The 23,039-nt window shown below is 61.7% G+C and carries 24 protein-coding genes and 2 pseudogenes; 19 read left to right on the top strand and 7 right to left on the bottom strand.

Going from position 1 to position 23,039, the window contains the following annotated elements; all coding sequences use genetic code 11:
* The first annotated feature begins 117 nt into the window (after window positions 1-117).
* Entirely contained in the window at window positions 118-330 is a 213-nt protein-coding gene (locus GV027_RS20750) for a recombinase family protein (RefSeq protein ID WP_443029575.1), read from the top strand.
* A 12-nt stretch (window positions 331-342) separates the two neighbouring features.
* Here the strand turns inward: GV027_RS20750 and GV027_RS20745 are convergent, their stop codons facing one another.
* The 4 genes from GV027_RS20745 to GV027_RS20730 form a co-directional block, all read right to left on the bottom strand.
* Window positions 343-3,312: a Tn3 family transposase gene (locus tag GV027_RS20745; protein ID WP_014072601.1), complete on the bottom strand. Its 2,970-nt coding sequence runs from the start codon at window positions 3,310-3,312 to the stop codon at window positions 343-345.
* A gap of 91 nt (window positions 3,313-3,403) precedes the next feature.
* A complete protein-coding gene (gene merA / locus GV027_RS20740; RefSeq protein WP_021222959.1) occupies window positions 3,404-4,780 on the bottom strand; it encodes a mercury(II) reductase in 1,377 nt (458 codons plus the stop codon).
* 79 nt (window positions 4,781-4,859) lie between these two features.
* Window positions 4,860-5,189: a heavy-metal-associated domain-containing protein gene (locus tag GV027_RS20735; RefSeq protein WP_004213249.1), complete on the bottom strand. Its 330-nt coding sequence runs from the start codon at window positions 5,187-5,189 to the stop codon at window positions 4,860-4,862.
* A 12-nt stretch (window positions 5,190-5,201) separates the two neighbouring features.
* Window positions 5,202-5,597 (bottom strand): mercuric transporter MerT family protein, encoded by a 396-nt coding sequence (locus tag GV027_RS20730; protein ID WP_014072602.1) that lies wholly within the window; start codon window positions 5,595-5,597, stop codon window positions 5,202-5,204.
* A 76-nt stretch (window positions 5,598-5,673) separates the two neighbouring features.
* Between GV027_RS20730 and GV027_RS20725 the strand changes: the two genes are divergently transcribed.
* From GV027_RS20725 to GV027_RS20700, 6 genes are all read left to right on the top strand, one after another.
* Window positions 5,674-6,096: a MerR family transcriptional regulator gene (locus tag GV027_RS20725; protein ID WP_014072603.1), complete on the top strand. Its 423-nt coding sequence runs from the start codon at window positions 5,674-5,676 to the stop codon at window positions 6,094-6,096.
* Window positions 6,097-6,266: 170 nt separating this feature from the next.
* Window positions 6,267-6,827, top strand: a complete 561-nt coding sequence (locus tag GV027_RS20720; protein ID WP_004213255.1) for a recombinase family protein — start codon at window positions 6,267-6,269, stop codon at window positions 6,825-6,827.
* A 76-nt stretch (window positions 6,828-6,903) separates the two neighbouring features.
* Window positions 6,904-7,293, top strand: a complete 390-nt coding sequence (locus GV027_RS20715; RefSeq protein ID WP_443029574.1) for a recombinase family protein — start codon at window positions 6,904-6,906, stop codon at window positions 7,291-7,293.
* A gap of 43 nt (window positions 7,294-7,336) precedes the next feature.
* On the top strand, window positions 7,337-7,834 hold the full coding sequence (locus GV027_RS20710; RefSeq protein WP_236559439.1) for a hypothetical protein: 498 nt from the start codon (window positions 7,337-7,339) through the stop codon (window positions 7,832-7,834).
* 102 nt (window positions 7,835-7,936) lie between these two features.
* Window positions 7,937-8,224: a BrnT family toxin gene (locus GV027_RS20705; protein WP_236559438.1), complete on the top strand. Its 288-nt coding sequence runs from the start codon at window positions 7,937-7,939 to the stop codon at window positions 8,222-8,224.
* Window positions 8,205-8,483, top strand: coding sequence for a BrnA antitoxin family protein (locus GV027_RS20700; protein ID WP_082446612.1), 279 nt, complete (start codon window positions 8,205-8,207; stop codon window positions 8,481-8,483). The genes GV027_RS20705 and GV027_RS20700 overlap by 20 nt, the downstream gene beginning before the upstream one ends.
* A gap of 132 nt (window positions 8,484-8,615) precedes the next feature.
* Here GV027_RS20700 and GV027_RS20695 read toward each other — a convergent pair whose 3' ends face one another.
* Genes GV027_RS20695 through traA form a run of 3 tightly spaced genes read right to left on the bottom strand, consistent with a single transcriptional unit; the run spans window position 8,616 to window position 12,654 of the window.
* Entirely contained in the window at window positions 8,616-8,960 is a 345-nt protein-coding gene (locus tag GV027_RS20695) for a hypothetical protein (RefSeq protein ID WP_156360266.1), read from the bottom strand.
* 36 nt (window positions 8,961-8,996) lie between these two features.
* A complete protein-coding gene (locus GV027_RS20690; protein WP_159513480.1) occupies window positions 8,997-9,731 on the bottom strand; it encodes a DUF6118 family protein in 735 nt (244 codons plus the stop codon).
* Window positions 9,732-9,738: 7 nt separating this feature from the next.
* Window positions 9,739-12,654 carry a Ti-type conjugative transfer relaxase TraA gene (traA, locus tag GV027_RS20685; protein WP_159513472.1) on the bottom strand — a complete coding sequence of 972 codons (2,916 nt, stop codon included), beginning with the start codon at window positions 12,652-12,654 and terminating at the stop codon, window positions 9,739-9,741.
* Window positions 12,655-12,828: 174 nt separating this feature from the next.
* Here traA and GV027_RS20680 point away from each other — a divergent pair, with 174 nt between their 5' ends.
* The 12 genes and pseudogenes from GV027_RS20680 (at window position 12,829) to GV027_RS20625 (ending at window position 21,764) form a co-directional block, all read left to right on the top strand.
* Window positions 12,829-13,158, top strand: a complete 330-nt coding sequence (locus tag GV027_RS20680) for a conjugal transfer protein TraD (RefSeq protein WP_159513471.1) — start codon at window positions 12,829-12,831, stop codon at window positions 13,156-13,158.
* 13 nt (window positions 13,159-13,171) lie between these two features.
* Entirely contained in the window at window positions 13,172-13,396 is a 225-nt protein-coding gene (locus tag GV027_RS20675; protein ID WP_133192513.1) for a conjugal transfer protein TraD, read from the top strand.
* Window positions 13,393-13,704 (top strand): hypothetical protein, encoded by a 312-nt coding sequence (locus GV027_RS20670; protein ID WP_159513470.1) that lies wholly within the window; start codon window positions 13,393-13,395, stop codon window positions 13,702-13,704. The genes GV027_RS20675 and GV027_RS20670 overlap by 4 nt, the downstream gene beginning before the upstream one ends.
* Before the next feature lies 1 nt (window position 13,705).
* The gene (locus GV027_RS20665) at window positions 13,706-14,260 is read left to right on the top strand and encodes a recombinase family protein (protein ID WP_056405698.1); all 555 of its coding nucleotides are present in this window, start codon (window positions 13,706-13,708) and stop codon (window positions 14,258-14,260) included.
* The gene (locus GV027_RS20660; protein WP_056405699.1) at window positions 14,260-14,598 is read left to right on the top strand and encodes a hypothetical protein; all 339 of its coding nucleotides are present in this window, start codon (window positions 14,260-14,262) and stop codon (window positions 14,596-14,598) included. The genes GV027_RS20665 and GV027_RS20660 overlap by 1 nt, the downstream gene beginning before the upstream one ends.
* Before the next feature lie 400 nt (window positions 14,599-14,998).
* Window positions 14,999-16,337: pseudogene (locus tag GV027_RS20655) on the top strand (type IV secretory system conjugative DNA transfer family protein); the annotation flags it as partial.
* A 64-nt stretch (window positions 16,338-16,401) separates the two neighbouring features.
* Window positions 16,402-16,632: pseudogene (locus GV027_RS21850) on the top strand (DUF6766 family protein); the annotation flags it as partial.
* 245 nt (window positions 16,633-16,877) lie between these two features.
* Window positions 16,878-17,186, top strand: coding sequence for a type II toxin-antitoxin system TacA family antitoxin (locus GV027_RS20645; protein ID WP_159513469.1), 309 nt, complete (start codon window positions 16,878-16,880; stop codon window positions 17,184-17,186).
* A complete protein-coding gene (locus tag GV027_RS20640) occupies window positions 17,183-17,731 on the top strand; it encodes a GNAT family N-acetyltransferase (protein ID WP_159513468.1) in 549 nt (182 codons plus the stop codon). The genes GV027_RS20645 and GV027_RS20640 overlap by 4 nt, the downstream gene beginning before the upstream one ends.
* A gap of 430 nt (window positions 17,732-18,161) precedes the next feature.
* Window positions 18,162-19,358 carry an AAA family ATPase gene (locus GV027_RS20635; protein WP_056405705.1) on the top strand — a complete coding sequence of 399 codons (1,197 nt, stop codon included), beginning with the start codon at window positions 18,162-18,164 and terminating at the stop codon, window positions 19,356-19,358.
* A 62-nt stretch (window positions 19,359-19,420) separates the two neighbouring features.
* Window positions 19,421-20,461: a ParB/RepB/Spo0J family partition protein gene (locus GV027_RS20630; RefSeq protein WP_056405706.1), complete on the top strand. Its 1,041-nt coding sequence runs from the start codon at window positions 19,421-19,423 to the stop codon at window positions 20,459-20,461.
* A 103-nt stretch (window positions 20,462-20,564) separates the two neighbouring features.
* Window positions 20,565-21,764 carry a replication initiator protein A gene (locus tag GV027_RS20625; protein WP_159513467.1) on the top strand — a complete coding sequence of 400 codons (1,200 nt, stop codon included), beginning with the start codon at window positions 20,565-20,567 and terminating at the stop codon, window positions 21,762-21,764.
* The last annotated feature ends 1,275 nt before the right edge of the window (window positions 21,765-23,039 follow it).

The raw sequence follows: 23,039 nt of genomic DNA, 5'->3' as shown, positions 1-23,039 counted from the left end.
CCCGGTGTCGCTAAATTGCTAAATTTCGCGACAGCATACCGATGCTTGTGTTCTCTCATAGACCGGTGTCGCTAAAGTCTGTTGCATAATGCTTTAGTTCCGATACAGTTGTGCGACATGTTGATTGGTTACGCCCGTGTGTCCACCGATGACCAGGATCTTCGGCTGCAACGCGCCGCGTTGAAGGAGGCCGGATGCAAGCGGACGTTCGAGGAGAAGATCTCGGGCGCAAAGCGTGACCGACCCCAGCTTGCCAAGATGATCGAGCAGCTGCGCGATGAAGGCGTCACCTCAAGGTTTGTTCGCCAGACAACGATTTCTCGGACATAAGCGGAACATGGGCTACGCTACACGCTTCAACCGCGCCATTGGCTCGTTGAGTGGGTGGAATTCACCTGCTGGAAGTCGCCTGGCCTGCTCCCAGAGGTAATCGCCGGTCAGACTGATGTGCGCCCAGCCCATCGGAGAAAGGTGCGCAAGCAGTGCCGCATCGAACGTCGTGCCGACAGCGTTGAGGTGCTGGGCGGCCCGGTCGAGATAGACCGTGTTCCAGTAGGAAATCGCCGCAATCAGCAGGTTCAGCCCAGATGCGCGAAATTCCTGATTTTCCAGCGAGCGATCGGTGAACCGACCCTGCCGGTTGGTATAGATGGCGGCGGCAAGCGTGTGCCTCGCCTCGCCTTTGTTGAGACCGGCCTGACAGGCACGTCGCAGTTCCGGTTGTTCAAGCCAATCGAGCGTGAACAAAGTGCGCTCGATACGGCCCAGTTCAGCCAATGCAAAATCCAGCCTGTTCTGGCGTTTGTAGGCGGCAAGTTTTCGCAAGATTACTGACGGCGCCACCGTGCCATCCTTGATTGAGGCGACAATCCTGACGATGTCATCCCAATCGGCCTCGATCGCTGCCGTTTTGATGGTGCGGCCCATCAGATTTTCGATGCCCTTGTATGTCGATGGCGCAGCGATCGAACCCAGCTTGCGGTCGCCAATATCGCGCAGCCGGGGCGCGAAGCGGAACCCGAGTAGGTGGCAGAGTGCGAAAACATGATCGGTGGCGCCGCCGGTATCGGTATAGTGCTCATGCAACGGAAGGTTGCCGGCGCCCAGGACAAGCCCGTCGAGCACGTAAGGCGCTTCACCTGCCGTCGCGGACATGATCCGTGATCCGAATGATGCGAAGTGATCGGAAAGGTGAGAATAGATTTTCACGCCAGGTTCGGCGCCATATTTGGCATTGACGTCCGCCGCCCCTGAACGGCTCCGCCCCGACCGGAAGAACTGGCCATCGGACGACGAACTGGTGCCAGCGCCCCAATGCCGCGCGAAGGGTAATTCGTGATGGGCTGAGATGATCATGGCCAGCGCGGCCTGATAGTTCTCGGGTGAAAGATACCAGTTGTGGGTCCATGCGAGTTGGGCATAGCTGACGCCTTCGCTGGCATTGGCCATCCGCTCCAGCCCGAGGTTGGTGCCATCAGCCAGAATTGCGGCGAGTACCGTGCTGGGGTTGTCGTGCTCCTTGCCTGAGCGCAGGTCACGGAATGCGTTCAAAAAACCAGTGCGTTCGGCGACTTCAAGCAGCAGCTCGGTGATGCGCACGCGGGGAAGCAGGGTATCGAGCTTGCGATCGAGGGCTTCAGCTTCCGGTGGGGTGACAGGCGGCATTTGCTGAAGCTTGAGCCGGTCTCGTTCGAGCGACACTCCCTCAAGCTTGTTTGTTTTCAACTGCTTGGCAAATCGGCGCAGCCGCCAGTCAAGATTTCGTGCCCGGTCAGCGAGGTAGGATGCAGCATTTGAATCGAACGGAAGCACATCCGCCACTTTGGCGGCGTCGCGCCGACCCAGCAAATAGGCATCGAAGCGCTGATAGTTGCGGGTTCCCTCGATCCATACATCACCGGCGCGCAAACGATCACGCAAGGTTGCCATGATCGCAATTTCATAACGTCGGCGGTCGATACGGCCGCTTTCGGTGATGAGACGCTTCCACTGCCGATTGGGGAATGGCAGTGGAACGCCATCGGGAAGGTCGCGCGACTTTCGTGTGTTCGCATCGCGAATGACATCGATGGCTTTGATCAGTGCCGTCCCTGTTCCAGACGCCTTGAAGGTGAAGGCGTCCAGAAATGCCGGGCTGAAACGCCGTAGCGTGGCGTAACGCTCGGTTGCCGTTACCAGTGCGTCCTCGCCGGCAAGATCAGCAAGGGCATCTACTTGGGCCTTTGCCGCAACAAGCCGGTGCCAGCCCACCGCTTCGTCAATCAATTCGAGCGGATCGCCGCCATTCTGGACAGCCTCATCAAGTGCTGTAATCGTGGCGCCAAACAGCCGCATGAGTTGCCCCACCGACTGAATACTATCTTGGTAGCGACGCTCGCGCCCACGCCGCGCGCGCGTGAACATGCCGCCGATAAGTCGGTCAAACATTTGGATCGCGGCATCGGCAAGTCTGGCCTCAAGGTCGATCACTGCGGCCGTCAACGTCGCCCGCCTGCGATTGACGCTGTAATCCGAAAGCAGGAATGCCGGTGCCACGCCGCCCTCGCGGACAAATTGGGCAAAGCGGAATTCCGGAATGGCGCCCCCAACTACCGGGTGGATACCTATGCCGCGAACATAGCGCAGGCGCTCAAGCAAGCCATTGATATTGGCCGCAGTCGGGGCTTCTTCGAAATTACGCAACCACGCCAGCGGTGTCATGCCGAAATCCGGGTTGTTGATTACGAGTTCGTCTAGCCGTGTCAGTTCAGCAGAGCTGAGGCCTTCGACGATTGCGGCTGCGGCAGCTTTGCGTGCGCGTGCCCGGCCAGCAAGACCGGCGCGTTCCAGTGTGTCGCCTGACGGAAGAATGAACCGCTCACCCTTCAGGCCAACCATGAGGGCGCGAACAATCGGTTCACCTCTGTCTGTATACTCGGCGGCTTGCGCGGCAAGATTCAGGGCAAGTGCCAGGTCGCCGCGTCGAAACGGGCGTATGCCAAGATAACGCGCCACGAGATCGGCATGATCGGTACGGGTTTGCGCGCGCTGACCATATGCAGAGAAGGAGGAAGGATCGACGAATAACTGTGCCGCGAGGTACTGAAGAATGACGTCGGGAAGCCCGATCTCGGGTTGCAGACCAAAGCCGGGATGTCGCATCAAAGCGATTTGTGCAGCCAGACCGAGGCGATTTGCTGGACCATAGCGGCGCCCAACCAATTCAACATCTTCCGCAGAAAGGGTATAATGCCCAATGATCGCGGTTTCTTGGACAGGAGGATCGAACAGGCGCCGGCGCTCGTCTCCGGTCAGAAGTCGGCGTCGTGCCATTTTGCTCTCCCGCTGAGGCGAATAACAAAATTGACACCAAAGCGGCTTGCACTGGAGGGAGGCCATTCGTTGCCGGTTGATCCCCGAGCAATCACCCGGCGCAGCAAGACAGTTTGGCGACATCCTTATCAAACGTTTGGGCCGCCAGTTTGAGGCCTTCCACAGTGGTCAGGTAAGGAAATATCGTTGCACCCAATTCCAGGGTGGTCATGCCGTGTTTGATCGCCAGCACCAGTGTCTGGATCGAATCCGCGCCTTCGGGTGCCATGATCTGGCCGCCCAGCAAACGGTCGTTCGCCTTGTCGGCAATCAGTTTGATGAGACCCCGCGTATCGCGTGCTGCCAGTGCCCTTGGCACAGCATCGAGCGGGAGCAGCGAAACCTTGATGTCCAGGCCTTGCGCCCGTGCTGTCGTTTCAGTGAGGCCGGCGCTGGCGACTTGCGGGTCGGTGAAGACGACGGATGGCATGGAGGAATTGTCGTAGCGGTATTGGTTGCCCGTCACCGCGTTGCGCGCGGCCAGTTTTGCGCCATAGGCGGCCATGTAGACGAACTGGTCCCGTCCCGTTACATCGCCCGCCGCGTAAATGCCTGGAACCGACGTTTCGAGGTGGTCATCGACGACGATTCCACCATTACGGGCAAGCACTATGCCGCGCTCCTCCAGCCCAAGCCCGTCGCTATTGGGTCGGCGTCCGGTGGCGATGAGCACCTGTTCCGCCGCGACGGTGTCACAATGCCCCTCGCAGGTCAATTCGACCCCGCTCTGTGTTTGGGCGATACGCTGATAGCCGACACCTGCGCAAACCCGCACGCCCTCGGCTTCCAAATAGTTTTTCAGCGCGGCACTCACTTCCGGGTCCATTTCGGGGAGCAGGCGGCTTCGGCAGCAGATGGTGACATCAACGCCCAGACGCGAAAACATCTGTCCCAGTTCTACCCCGATCACCCCGCCACCGATCACCAGCAGCGATTTGGGCAAGCGATCCAGCGCCAGCGCCGATGTGCTGGTTAGGTAGGGCACGCTGTCCATCCCCGGAATCGGCGGCACGGCGGCGTGCGCACCCATCGCCAATATGACCTTGCCGACCTTCATGGGCGCATCGCCGACAATCAGCGCACCATCGGCAAAGCGTGCCTTGCCCTCGATATAGCTCACACCGTCATAGGCGGGCAGCAGATCGACATATTTTTTTTGGCGCAGCGTCGTGACAAGATCGTCCTTCGACGCCGCCAATACGGACCAGTCATCCATCTGGACAGCGCCCCCAAGGCCGGGAAAGCGCGCGGCGGCAAGCCCACCATGCACCGCTTCGGCGGCGCGGATCAGCGTCTTGGAAGGAACGCAGCCAACATTGACACAGGTGCCGCCAATCGTGCCGTGACCGACGAGCGCCACTTTCGCGCCCAGATCGGCAGCGGCGATCGCGGCGGAGAACCCGGCAGAACCCGCGCCGATGACGGCCACGTCAAATCCTTCCTGCCCGGGGCGGTTGCAACAGTCGTTCATTGCTTATCGCTTTCTTGAGGCGCTGGCGGCGCCCCGCTCAGTTTTGAATAGCGCGCGCCGGATAACCCGCGTTGGTTGATGCAGCGGCAATCGCAGCAGCATTGGTGCGGCGCGGGTTATAGGTTGCGCGCGCGGTCTTGGCTGCGAAATCGACCGTGACCGCCGTTACCCCGGCGACGCCTTCCATCGCCTTCTTCACGGTGATCGGGCAGGTGGCGCAGGTCATGTTCTCTATGGCAAAGGTGGTTTGCTTCTGAGCGGTTGCGGTAGCCGCGGGGCGATCTTGCGCCGTGCCACTAACTGCATAGGCGACCCCGCCGCCAGCCATAGCCAGCACGGCCATAGCGATACATACTGTCTTTTTCATGGGTATTTCCTTTCAATAGAACCAGGGTGCCCACCAGTCGATGGTGAGCGCCAGGATGGCGACGGCAAGGCCCAGCCACAGCACCGCCTTGGTGGTCCAAGCCGATTGTGGACGAGCGCAGTAGGAACCGTCTTCACAGGGCGGTTTCGGCTTGAAATAGACATGCCAGAAGCCGTAGCCGAGCAGCGCGAGCGTTACGCCTGCGACATAGGGCTTGTAAGGTTCGAGCGCCGTCAGGTTGGCGATCCACGCGCCGGAAATTCCGAGCATAACCAACAGTAGCGGGACGACGCAGCAAGCCGAGGCGAGCCCCGCGCCGATCAATGCGCCCGCCGCAACCCAGTTTGCCTGCTTCGGCTCGTGGTTTTCGGTGAGGGCTGGCTGTCCCGCTTCCGGCGTTGAGACCATGGCTTGAATCCCTTGTTCCAACTGAGTGATTCGCAGTGTAGGCTCTGTAGCCACTACAGACTCAAGAGGTATTTTCATGGAGCAACAGGTCGGCATCTTGCGTGCCCAGCTTGCCCGGAAAACAGGCTGCAATCTCGAAACCATCCGCTATTACGAGAAGGTGGGATTGCTGCCGGGGCCGCCTCGCAGTTCCAACGGCTACCGCGTCTATTCGCCGGAACTGGTGCAAAGGTTGCAGTTCATCCTGCGCGCGCGCGACCTTGGCTATGCAATGGATGAGATACGGTCATTGTTGTCGCTCACCGATACCGGTGCACAAACCTGCGCGGAGGTTATGGCGAGAACCGAACTCCACCTTGAAGATGTCCGCCGCCGCATTGCAGATTTGCAGAAGATAGAGGTGACGCTGGCGACCACGTTAGCCAGATGCACTGGAGATGACGTTGCCGAATGTCCCATCCTGGAAGCACTCCAGTTTTTACCCCATCAAGGCAATTGACGCCATCTTTGAGGGATTTGATTTCGTGATGTCAGCTTGGAGTATAGCCTAACTGGACGTCAGGGCGGTACTGCGGTTTCTGTCAGATTAGGGTGATAAACGGAATTTGTTGACGAATTTCGTTACGTATCATAGATTTCAACCTGACATTTTGATGGAGAGAGTGCGCAGTGAAGGGGCAACGGATCGGCTATGTCCGGGTCAGCACGTTCGATCAGAATGTGGATCGCCAATTGGAAGGTCAGTCGCTCGATCGGACCTTCACCGACAAGGCATCGGGCAAGGACGTCAACCGCCCCCAGCTTGAGGCTCTGCTCACTTTCGCCCGCGAAGGCGATACCGTCGTCGTCCACAGCATGGATCGGTTGGCCCGCAATCTGGATGACCTGCGCAAGTTGGTCCAGGGCCTCACCAAGCGAGGTATCCGGATCGAGTTTGAGAAGGAAAGCCTGTCCTTCTCGGGGGAGGACTCCCCGATGGCCAATCTGATGCTCTCGGTCATGGGTGCGTTTGCTGAGTTCGAGCGCGCTCTGATCCGCGAACGGCAACGCGAAGGCATTGCGATCGCTCGGCAGCGCGGCGCCTATCGGGGGCGGAAACGGTCGCTCTCGGATGAGATGATTGCCGATCTGCACCGCCGCGTTGCCGCCGGTGAACGCAAGGCGACCATAGCGCGCGACATGGGCATCAGCCGCGAAACCCTCTACCAGTACCTTCGCGCCGCTGCCTGACACCAATGTTCACATTATGTCCGGAAAATCGTTGTTCAGCGTACAAAGCTTGAGGTGACGCCATGAAGACACGGTGGTGGTGACCAGGCTGGACCGGCTGGCACGCTCGACCCGCGACCTGCTCGATATTGCCGAGAAACTGAAGGAGGTAGGCTCCGGCTTGCGCTCGCTGGCCGAGCCCTGGGCAGATACGACCTCGCCTGCGGGTCGCATGGTGCTGACTGTGTTCGCTGGCATCGCCGAGTTTGAGCGCGAGCTGATCCACCAGCGCACCAGTAGCGGTCGGATGGCAGCGAAGGCGAGAGGGGTGCGCTTCGGGCGCCCGCCCAAGTTAACTGCCGAGCAGATTGCACTAGGCAAGCGGCTGGTGAGTGAAGGCACATCGGTGCGTGAAGCCGCCAAGCTGCTCAAATGTCATCATGCCACGCTCTACCGCGCGCTGACTGCCGCGGCGCAGACCGGATGATGCCGTGCATGCCGCGTCCTAACGCACTGCGATCGGAAGCCTGATGCCGATCCGCCTCGAGCACGTGTTCCTCTATCCGATCGACTGGCCACAGATCTCACACCACGTCCGCTTCGTGCGCGCAGGGGGATGCTGCGAGCATTGTGGACGGCCGCATGGGCAGAAGGTGTTCCACCTCGGTGACGGCCGTTGGTGGGATCGCAGCCGGAGATGCTGGCGCAACGGCAAGGGGCGGCGCACACGACGTCCGAACGAGAACATCCTGCTAGAAGGACGCTGGACCCCGGTGGTACTCGCCTGCGCGCACCTGAACCATGATCCCAGCGACAGCGCGCTCGATCAGCTCGCGGCGTTATGTCAGCGCTGCCACATGATCCATGACGGTCCCGAGCACCGTCGCCGGCGCTGGATGAACGCGCACTACCGACGCGCGCTGGGCGACCTTTTCCACGGACCCTACCCGCTGCTGGGTGCCGACTGGATCGGACCTACCCCCATCAGCATGCTCGATGACAGCCGGTCGCTATATGCAAACTTTTGACCACTGGCGTTGCTGAGCCGCAAGGCAACACCGAAAGCCTGCTCCGGCTTGCGATTGCTGCAGATGGGCTGTACATACAATATTGTAAACGCAGGAGTTGGTGTGTCGTTCGAATGGGATGACCGAAAAGCTGTATTCAACCTGGCCAAGCACGGTGTGTCATTCGAGCTGGCCAAGGAGGTTTGGAACGACCCTCTTCATGTCATTATCCCTGACCGCGTCGAGGGCGCCGAACAACGATGGCATGCACTGGGCTTGGTGGGACCGATTGTCGTGCTGGTCGTCGTCCATAGCTATCCCGACGCCGGTGACGAGGATCGCATACGCATCATCAGCGCCCGCAAGGCGACAAAGCAGGAAAGGTACCGCTATGAGCAAGAAGGCGCTTAGCCCCGAATTACAAGATCAGCTCAACAATCTGGCAGCGATGCCAGACGATCAGATCGATACCAACGACATCCCGGAAGCTTTACCCGAAGCTTGGCTGCACGCTCGCCAGCCCGGTCTGTACCGGCCGATCAAAAAGCCAGTTACACTTCGCCTTGATGCCGATGTGGTGGCCTGGTTCAAAGAACACGCACAGGGTCGTGGATATCAGACAGACATCAACCGCGTGCTACGCCGCTATGTGTCTGAGGCACAGGCCTGACGCAGGGTTTAGACACCCGGTAACCCGCAGACGAGCATGACATGAGCATAGGTGTAAAATTGGTGGATACGGTCTTACCCCGCACTACCGTACGCCTATCAATCGGCTGATTATGCAATGGTGCGTCATTCATTAGCTCTGATCCCACACCACGATCGTCAGCGTCTCGTCGGCCGAACACCTCGCAAGCTCATCCCGCTCGATCGTGATTTCGTGCGGTTTGCGCATTGGCACGTCCTCATCTGACGGCAGCTCATGACCAAACAGCAGCGGCACGATCGATCCCGCCGGTGCCGTATAGATGTCGGGATAGCCACCCGACTTGACCCGACGCGCCGCGCCCGCCGCCACCAACTTATCCAGCCACCATGTTCCCATCGCGCCGACCTTCCAGTTAGCCAGCACTGCATCGCGGTCGTGCTTCAGCAGGTACTCTTCGGGCGTCATTCGGGTGACCGTAATCGACCAGCCAATCATAACCTGACTCCTGTCTCTGACGCGTACTGTCGACGGCTACGCACCCTCCTCAGCCCCGATCTTGATAGTACAACGTACCGTGTCGCGGCTCTTGATGGCGGCTTTCCGGCATTTTTTGATTTCCCCACTGTTCTTCTGAATGATGTTCCACCCATCGACCATCACGTTCCAGTTTTTCGGTGAATCCGCGATCAGCAGACGCCGCCCCGCATCCCACATGGGCAAATGCAATGCCCGTGCCGCCATACGCTCGGGCCATTGCCAACTTGCCGGTGCGACCTCGCGCGCGGCGAGGCCGGGCAGTATCGCCCATGCGAGGATGCCGATCGCCGCCCCGCCCAGCCCGAACCATAGCTGCCGGTTCTTCTGGTCGGCCCGCGTCCATGCGGACCCGGCGAGGCTGCGAAGCTCGGCCATGACGCGGGCCTTGTCCTCGCCCGCCTTGGCGAGCGTTGCCTGATCCTCACGCCGGGCAGCGTTGCCCGCTGCGGCAATCCGCTGCGCCATCTGCTCGGGCGTCATCGCCAGTGCCGGACTGCGGGCGATCACATCGTTGATGGCCGCGATCCGGTCGGCCGTGGCGTCCACGCCTTGCTGCATCCGCCCCAACGTCTCGGAATAGTCGGGAACGTCGATATGCGCCCGCTCGGCCGCCAAGCCCTCCACGGCACGGCGCAGCAACGCCAGCTCGCGGTCCTGGCCCTCTATCACCGCACGCAACCGGTCGAACGCTTCCGCTGGATCGCCGCCTTCCTGAATATCGTCGTCCATGTTCACCCTACCGGCTCATGCCATAATCGCGGTCGCGGCTAGGCTGGACCGACTGTGCCAGTTCCTGCCCGATCGACCGGCCACGTTCCATACTCAACGCCAGTTCGGAAGCACGTCGCTGCAACACGGATTCGAGTTGTGGATCGCGATGCAGTCCGCCCGCGATGCTCTCCATGCGCTTGCCGATCTTCTCCGCGCCCGCATGGTCGCCGGCACGCTCCATGCTGGCCCGCGCTTCCTTCATACTCTGCCACTGCTCCACGAACCGGCCCGCGCGCTTCTCCGGATCAATGCGGACCTGGCGCTCGGTTTCCATCGCCTTCGCCGCGCCGCTGGTGTTGCCCCCTGCGACCTGCTCAATCAGCTTCGGATCGCGCGCCAGCGCCGATGCAAGGTCGCGTGCGGCATGGGCCCGGACCTGGTCGAGCGCGTCGCCGGCCTTCGCCAACGCCTGTTCCTGGTGCGCCAGCACCGGCAATCCCTTCTCCAGCATCCGGCCTATGTCGGCACCGGCACGCGCATAACGCTCGATCGCCTTTGCCTGTGAGGGTGGAAGTGGGCGGTCGGCCGCGCTGCGCTCCGGCGACATCGGCCGCTCCGCTGCCGGTTTCGGCCGGAAGCCGTCGAACATGCCACGCGCCTTGTCGCGAACCTTCTCCGCCATTTGACGCACGAGTTCCGGGAACCGGATCTCGCGCCGATCGGCGAATGCGCGCGCCTGATCCTGCTCGGGGACCGCATAGTCGCCGGCCATGTCTTTACCGCGCTCGCGCGACAGGGCGCGGACGAGCTGGCGCTGGTCGCCGAAGTCGTCGCGGCCATAGTGGAGCTGCACGTCGTCACGATGCCGCGACATGCCGACATAGGCGCTGTGGCGGTCCATGCCGGGGGTAGCGAGGATGTGTGCGCGATCAACCGTCACGCCCTGTGATTTGTGGAACGTCGCCGCGTAGCCGTGATCGACATGGGCATAGTCCTTGGTGTCGAACGCGACGCCGCGCCCGTCATCGAGCCGCACTGCCATGCCTTCGGGCGATACCCGCTCGATCGTCGCCAACGTGCCGTTCTTCACCCCCATGCTGCGCTCGTTGCGAAGGAACATGATGCGATCGCCGGTCGCGAACTGCCGCTCGCCGCGCTCGGCCTTCACCGTCACGTCTTCGCCAAGGTCGCCGGATGCGCGCAACCGGTCGCGCGCCTCGCCATTGAGGCTCTGCACCTCGGCGTTGGTGTGGGTGAGGATGATCCGGCTCTTGCCCAGCTCGGCTTGGCGGGCGCGATCCCAACCGTCCACCAGCTCGCGCCGCGCCTGCTCGCGCGTGTCGGCCGCGTGGACCATGCCCTTGCCCTCATAGGCATGGATCGCCTCGCCGGTACGCCCGGTCGCCAGCGCACGCGTGGCGTCGCGCTGCCAGTCTTCGCGCTGCCGGCGTATCTCGGTGATCTCGGCCGCGCCGTGGCGTTCGGTGATGCTGCGGAACGCCGCACCCGCCTCGATCGCCTGCAACTGCTCGGGATCGCCGACCATCACGACCTTGGCCCCGGCGTCACGCGCCTGGCTCAACACGCGCTCCATCTGGCGCGAGCCAATCATGCCGGCCTCGTCCACCACCAGCACGTCCTTGGGACCTAACTGCTCACGTCCCTGCCCCCATGCGTGTTCAAGGCTCGCAATGGTACGGGACTGGATGCCGGACCCGCCCTCAAGGTTCTCGGCCGCGATGCCCGATAGCGCCGCGCCGCGCACCGTGTAGCCCTCCCGCTCCCACGCCTCGCGAGCGACGCCAAGCATCGCCGATTTACCCGAACCGGCATAGCCAACGACGGACGCCAGCCCTGCGTCGCCGGTGACGTGATCGAACGCGTCGCGCTGCTCGCCGGACAGGACAAGGCCACGGCCCTCGGCCGCGCCGGTCGCCGCGTTACGATGCCGATCGGCGACGCCGTGCTCGCCCCGGCCCGCCAGCTCGTCGCCGGCGCGCTCAAGCCGGTTCTCCACCGCGATCATGTCGCGGGACGTGAACCGCTCTTGGTCGCGTCCGTCCTTCCCTAATGCGACCAGCTCGGGGCTGGCACGCACCGCCCCCATCACCTGGTCGAACTGCTCCTTGCCGTCGCTGTGCCGGAACGCGAACGTCGCAAGGTCCCGGACGGTGAACGTAGCCTGCTGCCGCGTGATCGCGTCCAGCGCGACATTGGGATCGGCGATGATCTTCGCGCCGTTCTCGCGGGCGATGCGCGTGTGATCCTCGATCCGCTCCGCCTCAAGTCCCTGCTCCGGCCTGCGCGATGCTGCGGGTCCGATCTTGTGCTGCGGCTCCAGCCCGATCCCCTGCGTCTCGTAACTGCGATGGTCGATGCGGCCCTCAAGCCCAAGCTCGGCCATGCGCTCGTTGACGTGCGCGCTCCACGCCTCGCGCCAGTCCTTCAAAAGCTCGGTCGAGTTCCAGTCGCGGTTCTTCTTCCCGAACCCCTCCGGCCCCACGTCGCGCATCGCAAGCATGACATGCGCGTGCGGCTTGGGCGTGCCGTCCTTCGCCTTGTCCCAATGCACGTTCAGGTCCGCGACCATGCCGCGTTTAACAAACTGCTCTTTGACGAAATCACGAGCGAGCGCGATGCCCTGCTTCTCATCCATCTCGCGCGGAATCGAGAACTCTACCTCACGAGCAAGCTGCGCGTCCTTACGCTTCTCGCCTGCCTCTACCTCGTTCCACAAGGTTGCGCGGTCGTTTAAACGCTCCGGCGCACCCTGCGGCAACATCACTTCGGAGTGGATGACGCCGGCCTTGTTACTAAAATTGTGATCACGGTTAAGCCGGTCGTCGTGCAGCTCGGATGCGGAGCGATAGGCGGCGCTCGCGATGGCGCTCGATCCGTTTGCACGGCTCACAACCTTGGCGGAGAAATGGTAGATCGCCATGACACTCCGCACACTGCCCTACTTAGCGCGTGTCGGCAACGACGTATAAGCGCGCACTCACAATCCGCTTCGCTCCCTGTGGTTGACTTGGTGCCGCTTTTTGCTCGTTCTGGCTTTACCCATAGATCGGTCACGCTAAGATGCTGCTGGTCGATACGCGGAAGGGTAAAGGCAATGCGGAAGGTTCGCGATTACGATGCCGAACTGAAAGCGCTGGGTGACAAGGCCCGCGCGCTCAAGGCTAAACGGGTCGAACAGCTCGGCCAGCTCGTCGCCGCCACGGGTGCTGATGCACTCGATGCGGAAACACTCGCCGGCGTGCTGCTCGATGCGATCGGATCGAATGATGCGGGCGCGAAGGAGGTATGGCGCGCGAAGGGCGCAGCCTTCTTTCAACGGCGCGGGCGCAAAGGTGGCGGTGCTGCTGCAATCGACGGATCGGGCGCTACGACTGAACCGGGCGGCGACGCTACGGGCGGAAGCAGCGGAACGGCGAACAGATAGCAGGGGCTGGGTCGTGCAACGCCGCGAACGCACACGCCATCTGATTGAACTGGGCGGACTGGTCCAGAAAGCCGGCTTGGTTGAGCTGACGGACGACGATCGCGCCACCCTTTACGGCGCGCTGCTCGATCTTGCCGGGCGTGGTCGCGGCGACGAAGCCGGCAACATGCTGGCGCTGTGGAAAAGACGCGGAAAACGCGCGTTCGATGCGGAAGCTGAAGGGAGCGAAGCGCAATGAGCGATTTCGATATGGAGGCAATCCGTAGGCAAGTCCGCGCGATGGATTTCGTACGCGGCACGCCGGCGGAAATCGCCATGTGGCACGAGGACATGGCGGACTCGCGCGCTAACCTGGTCATCGAGGACATGATCCCGACGCCCAACGACGATGCGTTCTTCGCAATGATGCTGGACGAGGGCGTGCCCCCTCCCCTCGTCTCGCAAATCCTGCTCCGGCTGCTCGATCATCCCGACGCCGATCGCTCGTTGCCGATCACGCCCATCTCCGCCCCTGCCGTCGCGGGGATGGGTTCGGAAGCGGTTTGAGATGCCGGCGTTCGCCTATGCCCGATCTGGCAACGCCGATGTGGAACTGGCGGTGCAACTCGCCAGCCTGATCGACGCAGGCTGTTCTGATATTGAGATCGACCGGACGCATGGTCGTCACCCGCGCGATCTCCGACGACGTGCGGCGCTTCTCGAAACATTGGGCCCCGGCGACACGGTTATGGTCTACCGCCTCGACTGCCTCGCCGTTTCGGGCGTCGATCTCATCACGACAATGGCCCGCATCCGGTCTCGAAACGCGGTGCTGCTGACAACTGCCTCGAACGGCCCGAACAGCTTCTGCGATGATACGATCGACGCGATCACATCGGCCTTCGATGCTTTGGCGAACGCCATGCCAAGCGACGATCGCCCCCCTCGCCCGGCCGGTCGATCCGCCATCCTCGGTCCCGCCGACTGGCCACAAGTACAGAGAGATTGCGAGGCCATGAGCGCGACCGCCGTGGCGAAACGGTACAAGGTCAGCCGATCGACGCTCTACAATTATATCGATCGGATGCGGCAGGGATCAGACATTGTGAAGCGGACGACGTAATGCCCAAAACCGGCAATAGGACCGAACAAATCGCGGCCTTCGACACCGGCCCCTTGCTGCGGACGGTGGATGATCTGGACGTGATGCGCGATCACCTCAAAGGCGATAATTTCAATGCACCGGAGATGCAGCACGACCTGCTGCGCCTGCACGGATTAGCCATGCGCTTCGTCAATGAGGGGCACACCGATCCGGTCATGGCCGAGGAAATGTTCGACCTAGCGGCGGACCTTGAATGTCGCATCCAAGACATGTCTGACGCGCTGGCGAGGATGCTTGTTCCGATCCGCACGCTGCAAGCATTGGAGCCGAGCGATCAGGAGAGACCGGGTTTTTGATGTGCTCGCCTTTGCAGAACGCTATCATATTCTGATCTGAGATATTTCGAGCGTAACGACGCCACGGTCATTACGCTCCCGCTGGGGAAGTAGCATGGGCCTTGCGCGCGCCACCCGTAATCTCGCCCGCACCGCCCGTGCCAATCCGATGTGGGCCTTACTCGGCATCCTGCTCGCCCCTTTCCGGTTCGCCCGGCACATTATCGGCGTGGTCCTGTTCACGATGGTGCTGTTCGTGGCGCTATTCCTCCTGCTGATGCTGGCGATCTGGTACTTCGGCCTCGATAAGAACGGCGCTGTCGCTCAGTTTGGCGTGTTCGGGATCAGCGGTGCCGTAGTGCTGATCATGGTCTGGATGTTTGTCCTGCCCCTGCTTCGTCGGTTCGACTATAGTGACAGCGCCGACACGCATGGTTCGGCCCGCTTTGCCACAGCCGGGGAAGCCCAGGCGCTCAACGACGATCACGGCCTGCTGATCGGCCGCGACGTGAAGACCGGCAAGCAGATGCGCTATGCCGGTCCCGCCCATCTGCTGACGATCGCCCCTACCCGCACCGGCAAGGGTGTCGGCACGATCATCCCCAACCTGCTCGAATATCCGTTCGCGGTCGTCTGCATCGACCCTAAAGGCGAGAACGCCCGCATCGCCGCGCGCCAGCGCGGCAAGTTCGGCGCCGTCCATGTCCTTGATCCGTTCGGCGTCACCGGCTTGGCCTCGGCGGCGTTCAATCCGCTCGATCGCATCGACCCGCACGGCCTCGATCTCGCCGACGATTGCATGACCCTAGCCGATGCGCTGGTCCACGACGCACCCGGCGAGGCCGGCGACGCGCATTGGAACGAGGAAGCCAAGGCGCTGATCGCCGGCATCCTGCTCCACATCGTCACCACCGAACCTCCCGCCATTCGCACCCTGGACACACTACGTGACCGGCTGACGCTCGCCCCGGCTACATTGGCGGCGCAGCTCGCCGCTATGCAGGCGCAAGGGGGGGCTGGTCGGGCGAGCCGCCAACCGCCAGCTTGGCAAATCCGACCGCGAAGCGGCCGGCGTGCTGTCGGCCGCGCAGCGCCATACCCACTTTCTCGACTCCCCGCGCATGGGGACGGTGCTGGGCAGCTCGGATTTCACGTTCGCCGGGTTGAAGGATGCGCCAGCGACGGTGTTCCTCGTGCTGCCGCCCGATCGGCTCGCCAGCTATGCTCGCTGGCTACGCTTGATGGTCGCGCAAGCCCTGACCGAGCTGGCGCGCGCACCGGGTCGCCCGCCTTGGCCAGTGCTGTTCCTGCTTGACGAGTTCGCGGCGCTCGGCCGGCTTGAACCGGTCGAACGCGCGATGGGGCTTATGGCGGGCTATGGCGTCCAGCTCTGGCCGATCCTCCAAGACGTCCACCAGCTCCGCGCGCTCTACGGGCAGCGCGCCGGCACTTTTCTATCGAACGCCGGCGTCCTCCAGGTGTTCGGGGTCAATGATCAGGACAGCGCCAAGCTCATCTCCGATCTGGCCGGGCAGGAAACCGTCGTGTTCGAGACGATGAGTCGCGCGATCGACACGGAGGAAAGCGGCCTCTCGTTCGGGCAGCAGCATGTCGGCCGCGCCCTGCTCACCCCCGATGAAGTCCGCACACTCCGCCCCGATCGCCAACTCCTGTTCCTCGCCGGGCAGCGGCCGATCATCGCCGCCAAGCTGCGCTACTATGCTGATCGCGAGTTCGCCGGCCGGTTTGATCCGGCGTAATCGATCGCCGCTAAATCGATGATCTGCGAACCAATGGCCGGTTTAAGATGGCGAGCCTCGCGATCAGCATCTCGAACAGCAGGCGATGAAACCCGGCGCACCGGCAATCCTGCGCTGGGGGCCTGTCTGGCGAGCGATCTACGCACGCTCGCTAGGCACCGTGCTTATCGTCCTGTTTCTGCTGTCGTTCGTTATGCAGTGGACCCAGAGCGCCGCTGTCGCCGCGCAGGAAGCGCGTGAGTATGGCGAAGTCGCACCTACCGTTTGGGGGTATCTCGGTGATCCGCAGCTCTGATTCGAGTCTTTCCAGAACTGGCAGAGCGAGTTCCTTTCGACGGCGGTCCTGGTCGTTCCTTAGGCGCTGACTCGATCGTGCCCATGCCGATAAGCATGCTCGATGGTAATCCCCCTCCTCATTCGTGGCGGCGATAGAAAGCGGCGATCGCAACTGCCGGACACGGCCACCTCAAAGCAGCAGCGAATTATTGAAATGTACGCCACTAAGGCGTACATAGGACCAAGAGCTAGAGGAGGTGTGCCATGCTTGGCTTCCAGGATCAGGTCGGCGCCGTTGACGAGCGCAGCAGCGAACGGATGAACTTCCGCACCAAGCCGCGCATCAAGCAGGCCATCCAGCAGGCTGCCGCGCTCTCGGGCGTGGACGACTCCGTCTTCACCATGAACGCGGCCTATCGTTCGGCAATGGAGACGATCGCGGCGCATGAGCGCACGAGCTTGCGGCCGATCGACCATGCCGGCTTCTTCGCCGCGCTCGACATACCGCCGGCCCCCACCGAGCGACTGCGAACCGCCTTTGCGCGCCATCGCGAGATGATCATCAGTCGGTGACCGCAGCCGAGACTGCAAAACGCATCGTTATCGAGCCGCTCGATCCTGCCAGGCATGATCGAGCGGCTTTCTCGTGTGGTATCGACCAGGTCAACAACTTCTTCCGTCGTACCGCCAACAAACTTACCAAGGCGGGCAACATCCGCACCTTTGTTATGACGGGGCCCAAGAACGAGCTGATTGGCTTCTACGCCACCAATGCCCACGCCATCGACTATACCAAATTGCCTGAGCGGTTCGCCCGCACCCGCCCTGCCCATGGGAGCATTCCGGCAGCCTATATCTCGATGATCGGCGTCGACAGCCGGTTCCAGGGACAGGGCTATGGCGGCGATCTGTTGGTCGATTGCCTCAAGCGGCTGGTCGTGGCGGCCGATGCGCTGGGGATCGCTGTCGTCATGCTCGACGTGCTGGACTGTGGCGACCCCGACACGGTGGCGAAGCGCGTGGCGCTCTATACCGGCTATGGTTTTGAGCCACTGGCGTCCAATGGCTTACGACTCTTCCTGCCGATCGCGACGGTTCGAACGCTTACGCAGTCATGAGCATGAGGGGTCGACAGGCGGCGCAGGGGACGTTGTTTATGGGTTTCGGCTCGACGACCATGTGCCTGCTGATCATCTGTTGCGTCTTTGGCGAGCAACCGATCCACAGCCTGATTTGGGTTCGCGGACCAAGGCTGGAGGCGCAGGCGGCTTCCCCTGAAACGCTTGCAGTCGAGGCGAGTAACTGCCTTCCCGAAATCCGCGTCCTACTAAGCTGGCATCTTCTGCCTCTTTGACGATGCCATTTGAAATCGTTTTGTGATGAACGTGATGCCAAGAAATCTGATCGCAACACATGCTGCTCCGTAACGCACGCTGGTTACGGGGGGCAAAGTCGAAATAAGTCTTTTAGTGAACGCGCTCTTTCATTTGAAGCTTTTTACCTATAAAGGTCTTATCAAAAGCTTCAAATGAGCGATTGGACCGGTTAATGAATGCCATCGTCAATCATATCGGGGAACTTGCAGACGCAGGTGAACGAATGATCGAACGCTTACGGCGTAAGGCATTCCTGCCCGAAAGCCGCAAGGGACTCAACGTCCGCTTCGGGATCGCAGAGGCGGCGCAATTGCTACGCTGTTCGACCAACCGGATCCGCATGGCAGAGGACGACGGTCGCCTCCCCCCCGCCCCGGCGGGCGAAAACGGGCGCAGACTCGGCTATTCGGTGGAGAACTTGCTGCAAATGCGCGAGGTACTTGGCGCCTCTCCTGCCCGCGCGCCGCTTGATATTCCCGCAATCATCGCGGTGCAGAATTTTAAGGGCGGGGTCGGAAAGTCGACCGTCACCTGCCACCTCGCACATTATTTTGCGGTGCAGGGCTATCGTGTGCTGGTGGTCGATTGCGACAGCCAAGCGACAACGACGACGCTGTTCGGGTTCAATCCCCATTTCAATATTACACGAGAAGAGACGCTATACCCGTATCTGTCGATCGATCCGACCCAGGCCGATCTGCTTTATGCAGTCAAATCAACGCCGTGGCCCAACGTTGACCTGATCCCGTCGAACCTCGAGTTATTCGACGTTGAGTATGAGCTCGCCGCGGCGGGATCGGATGGGCAGTCGGTACTCGCCGCACGCTTCCGCAAACTTAAGCAGGGGCTGGCCGACCTCGCGCGCAATTATGATGTGGTACTGCTGGATCCTCCCCCCGCGCTCGGGACGATCAGCCTTGCGGTGATGCAGGCGGCGAATGCGCTGCTCGTCCCGCTGGCCGCAACAACGCCGGATTTCTGTTCGACAGTGCAGTTCCTGTCGATGATGGACCAGGTGCTGCAGCAGCTCGCGCATGCCGGTATCGAGGTGGAATACGGCTTCCTACGGTTGATATGTTCAAAGTTCGACTCCAACGACCCAAGCCACGCAATGGTCCGCACGATCATGGAACAGAGCTTCGGCCCTGCCCTGCTTCCGGTACCCATCCTAGAATCCGCCGAGATCAGCCACGCCGCAATGCGTATGATGACGATCTATGAACTCGAACGCCCGATCGGCACGCCCAAGACGCACAAGCGTTGCCGCGCCAACCTCGATGAGGCGATGGGACAGATTGAGCAGCTCGTCCGCCAAGGCTGGGGCCGAGTGGAGCCCGCACGTGAGGAAGATCTACTCCATGTCGCGTGAACCAGAATTGTCGCTGTCCGACACATCAGCGTTCCAAATATGTCTAATGCGGGAGGTGCCGCATGGCGCGTAAGCAATCCGATTATCTCGCGGCCTTGCTAGCGGATGAGCCAGCCGAAACCGACGCGGGCGCCCCCCCTGCCCCGCCCATACCCGAACGGTCGCGCGGCACCACGCTGCTCAACCGAGAGACCGCGCTCGCGCGCGTGACGAGCGGCGAAGTGCGGCAAGTGACGCAGCTGCTGCTGGATCCCACCCGCGTGCGGATCTGGCCCGGCAATGCACGCAGCTACAAGCATTTGACTGAAGATGGCTGCCGCGAGCTGATCGATTCCATCATCGCCGAAGGCGGACAGAAAGTCCCAGCGGTGGTACGCCGTGTTGACGGCGATCCGGCTCATGACTTCGAAGTGATCGCGGGCACGCGACGCCACTGGTCGATCAGCTGGCTGCGTGCGCATTCCTATCCCGAAATGCAGTTTGTGGCGCAAGTTGCCAGCCTCGACGACGAAGCCGCGTTCCGGCTCGCGGACCTCGAGAACCGGGCGCGCAAGGACGTGTCCGATCTCGAACGCGCGCGCAATTATGCCGACGCGCTCAAGACGCATTACGGCAACCATCTGACGCGGATGGCGGAACGGCTCAAGGTGTCGAAGGGCTGGCTGTCGAAGATGGTCAAGGTTGCACAGATCCCCGATGCGGTGATCGCCGCCTTCGCTTCCCCGGCCGATGTCCAGCTCAAGCCCGCTTATGCGCTGGCGCAGGCGCTCGACGACAAGGCTGCAACTAAGGCGATCCAGGGCGCGGCGCGCGAGCTCGCGCGCGAGCAGACCGCGCGGCGCGATCGGGGTGCAGCCCCCTACCCTGCCGCAGACGTATTACGGCGGTTGCTCGACGCGCCGAACGATCCCGCCGACAGCGCTCCCCCGTTTACTTGGACCACGCCGCACGGCCGCCCCGGGCTCAGCGTCCAGTCGAGCAACCGCCAAGGCGTCACGATCCGGCTCCACGCCGGGTCGGGTGCGGAGACCGACGAGCTGGTCGACGCGCTGCGCCAAGCGCTCGCGCATCTGGAGGCCGAAGGCCGCGGGCTAAAACGGTGAACGTGTTTCCCCGGGGAAACAGGCCGCGGCGCACCCCGGTGCCGACGGTTGCCCCCACCGGCCCGACGGTGTTTCCCCGGGGAAACACCCGGAGTCTGACCAAGTGACCCGTGCCGATCACCAGAACGTGTCTGAGCAGTTCGACCTGTTCCTCCCCTATCTCGCCGACATGCCGCTGCGCGACCAGCGCGAGATGATGGAACGCCCGTTCTTTAGCCTCGCCAAGTCGAAGCGCGTCAAGCCGATCGATTACAAGAGCCCCGACGGCAAACTGTGGGTGCATGTCTCGGGCAATCCCGATTACGGTATGGCGACGATCTGGGATGCCGATATCCTGATCTATTGCGCGAGCGTGCTCACCGACATGGCCCGGCGCGGCATCAACGACGTGCCGCGCAAGCTCCATCTGATGCCCTACGACCTGCTCCGCGCGATCGGGCGACCGACGACGGGGCGCGCCTATGAGCTACTCGGGCAGGCGCTCGACCGGTTGGTGTCGACCACGATCAAGACCAACATTCGCGCCGAGAACCGCCGCGAGGCGACCTTCAGCTGGCTCGACGGCTGGACCCAGCTGGTCGACGAAAAGACCGAGCGATCGCGCGGCATGACGATCGAGTTATCGAACTGGTTCTGGGAAGGCGTGATGATGCAGGGCGGGGTGCTGTCGATCGACCGCGCCTATTTCGACCTGACCGGCGGACGCGAGCGCTGGCTGTACCGCGTAGCGCGCAAGCACGCTGGCGGGGCAGGGGAGGTCGGCTTCGCGATCGCCATGCCGACACTGTTCGAGAAATCGGGCGCAGAAGGGCAGTATCGTCGTTTCAAATTTGAGATCGCCAAGATCGTCGAGCGCAACGAGCTTCCTGGCTATGCGCTCGCCTTGGAGACGCCGGCTGGCAAGCGCGAGCCATCGCTGCGGATGCAACGTCGCAGTGATGCCGAGCGCCCGGTGAAAACCGTGGCGGCGCACAAGGTGCGCGGCGCTAAGCCTGCACCAAGGCCAGCGTCAACCAATCCCGCTGCCACGGCTGACGATGCGACTGAAACGATTGACGTGACAGCATTGCTGCGACGGTCGCGCACCAGTCTGGCGACACGCGCGACCGCCGGCGAGATCACAGATGCGACGATGGCAACGCTGCGCGCAGAGTGCCCAGGCTGGGATTACCAGACGTTGCACGATGAGTTTCGCACATGGGTTGAGGCAGACAGCGCTCGCACGCCGGTGAGTTATCAGGCGGCGTTCATCGGCTTTGTCCGTCGCTATCATGAAAAGCACCGCCACGAACTTGGGCGCTAGGAGCTTTTTCGTCTTACGAACGGCCTTTGCCTCAGGAGGGCAGGAGATCCACACGTACGTCGAAACCGCTTAAACTGGCGCGACCGTTCCCGAAGTGTCGTGCTCACAAATGTCTTTCTCGCTCAACGCTCGGGTATCTATCCTAATTGAACGTCCCTTCAGACAAACCCCGGCGAACTGATTCAATTGCTCTCAAAAAACTATCCGATCGGCCGGGGCTTCGACACTCCAGGAACAGCGTTCGGTCTTTCAGGAACGCAAGGTCGATCCTTCAAGAACGTAGTCGTCGACACTCCAGGAACGGATCGACGACACATCCGGAACGCCGGTGCCGATCTAACTCACGGAGAACAAAGCGTTTAAGCCCGGTAGAAAGCCGCCTAACTCTTTAACATCAGTTATAAACCCTCTAACCAAGGAGTTTCTATGTCTTTGAGAAATGGATTTGGTCGTGCCTGTGTCTGCGCATGCACCATGCGACGTAGGTCACTCTCAGACCTGCTTCTAGATCGATAGCGAATGGTGTGAACTCGTGGTCGACAGCAAAAATCGTCCGATTGCAGCGTACGCAATTTCTAGCGGATGGAAGGCCACCCACGATCCAGCAGGTGATGCCCAACCGGCGAGGACATACCCGCCCCGTGAGCCCTTTATGGCCGTCACGCATGCATCGTGCGGCGATAGTCGCAACCGCGTTCCGCATTAGGGCAGCACGGTTGGTCTCGGGCTGTTCGCAACTATCATAATGATCGTCCTACCCTAGGTTGGTAGCCACCTTTTCTGCATCCGGTGCATTCGTGAGCGTCTACCCTAATCGTGTCGCATGGCGCGCCACCCTTGGGCCTTAAGGTATTCGAGAATCCCATCGATAGAGTTGCGGGCGAGTTCCGGCCCCGTCATTTGCGGAGCTCTTTGCCGATAGGGACAAGCGTCACTGAGTTAGCGAACAGCCATAAATTGGCAGGCATGAGAAGCACGGCCCCAGCGATCGACCCGCTCAGCGCGATCCAGCCTCCACGGCGCCATAGATATCATCGCGCTACACATTCAACAGCATCAGCAGTTTACTGGCGTCGCATCCCAAAAGAGCCTTCAGGCCAGTGTAGAACGCTCTTTCAGGCTTGATCGCCCCTGCATCGAACGAGAATTATTGAGCGGCGATCTGGATGAGACAGTAGCGGCGATCAGGATGAGACTCTGCGGCCGTGACGGGAGCGAGATTGTCGCGGCGCGACAGGCAATGCAAGGCCAACTTTGGTGTTGATCGCCGCTCCG

Origin of the sequence: Sphingomonas sp. T1, from assembly GCF_902506585.1 — a bacterium.
Taxonomy (GTDB): Bacteria; Pseudomonadota; Alphaproteobacteria; order Sphingomonadales; family Sphingomonadaceae; genus Sphingomonas; species Sphingomonas aerolata.
Note: the sequence above shows the minus strand (reverse complement) of the source record. Positions and strands in the feature narration are given on the sequence as shown.

Coding starts and splice junctions, on each gene's coding strand:
- GV027_RS20735 (WP_004213249.1), bottom strand. CDS start 5,189: ATGAAAAAGACAGTATGTATCGCTATGGCCGTGCTGGCTATGGCTGGC.
- GV027_RS20645 (WP_159513469.1), top strand. CDS start 16,878: ATGCTTGGCTTCCAGGATCAGGTCGGCGCCGTTGACGAGCGCAGCAGC.
- GV027_RS20670 (WP_159513470.1), top strand. CDS start 13,393: ATGAGCGATTTCGATATGGAGGCAATCCGTAGGCAAGTCCGCGCGATG.
- GV027_RS20710 (WP_236559439.1), top strand. CDS start 7,337: ATGCCGATCCGCCTCGAGCACGTGTTCCTCTATCCGATCGACTGGCCA.
- GV027_RS20630 (WP_056405706.1), top strand. CDS start 19,421: ATGGCGCGTAAGCAATCCGATTATCTCGCGGCCTTGCTAGCGGATGAG.
- GV027_RS20690 (WP_159513480.1), bottom strand. CDS start 9,731: ATGGACGACGATATTCAGGAAGGCGGCGATCCAGCGGAAGCGTTCGAC.
- GV027_RS20635 (WP_056405705.1), top strand. CDS start 18,162: ATGAATGCCATCGTCAATCATATCGGGGAACTTGCAGACGCAGGTGAA.
- GV027_RS20750 (WP_443029575.1), top strand. CDS start 118: ATGTTGATTGGTTACGCCCGTGTGTCCACCGATGACCAGGATCTTCGG.
- GV027_RS20665 (WP_056405698.1), top strand. CDS start 13,706: ATGCCGGCGTTCGCCTATGCCCGATCTGGCAACGCCGATGTGGAACTG.
- GV027_RS20660 (WP_056405699.1), top strand. CDS start 14,260: ATGCCCAAAACCGGCAATAGGACCGAACAAATCGCGGCCTTCGACACC.
- GV027_RS20725 (WP_014072603.1), top strand. CDS start 5,674: ATGGAGCAACAGGTCGGCATCTTGCGTGCCCAGCTTGCCCGGAAAACA.
- GV027_RS20700 (WP_082446612.1), top strand. CDS start 8,205: ATGAGCAAGAAGGCGCTTAGCCCCGAATTACAAGATCAGCTCAACAAT.
- traA (WP_159513472.1), bottom strand. CDS start 12,654: ATGGCGATCTACCATTTCTCCGCCAAGGTTGTGAGCCGTGCAAACGGA.
- GV027_RS20680 (WP_159513471.1), top strand. CDS start 12,829: ATGCGGAAGGTTCGCGATTACGATGCCGAACTGAAAGCGCTGGGTGAC.
- GV027_RS20695 (WP_156360266.1), bottom strand. CDS start 8,960: ATGATTGGCTGGTCGATTACGGTCACCCGAATGACGCCCGAAGAGTAC.
- GV027_RS20730 (WP_014072602.1), bottom strand. CDS start 5,597: ATGGTCTCAACGCCGGAAGCGGGACAGCCAGCCCTCACCGAAAACCAC.
- GV027_RS20745 (WP_014072601.1), bottom strand. CDS start 3,312: ATGGCACGACGCCGACTTCTGACCGGAGACGAGCGCCGGCGCCTGTTC.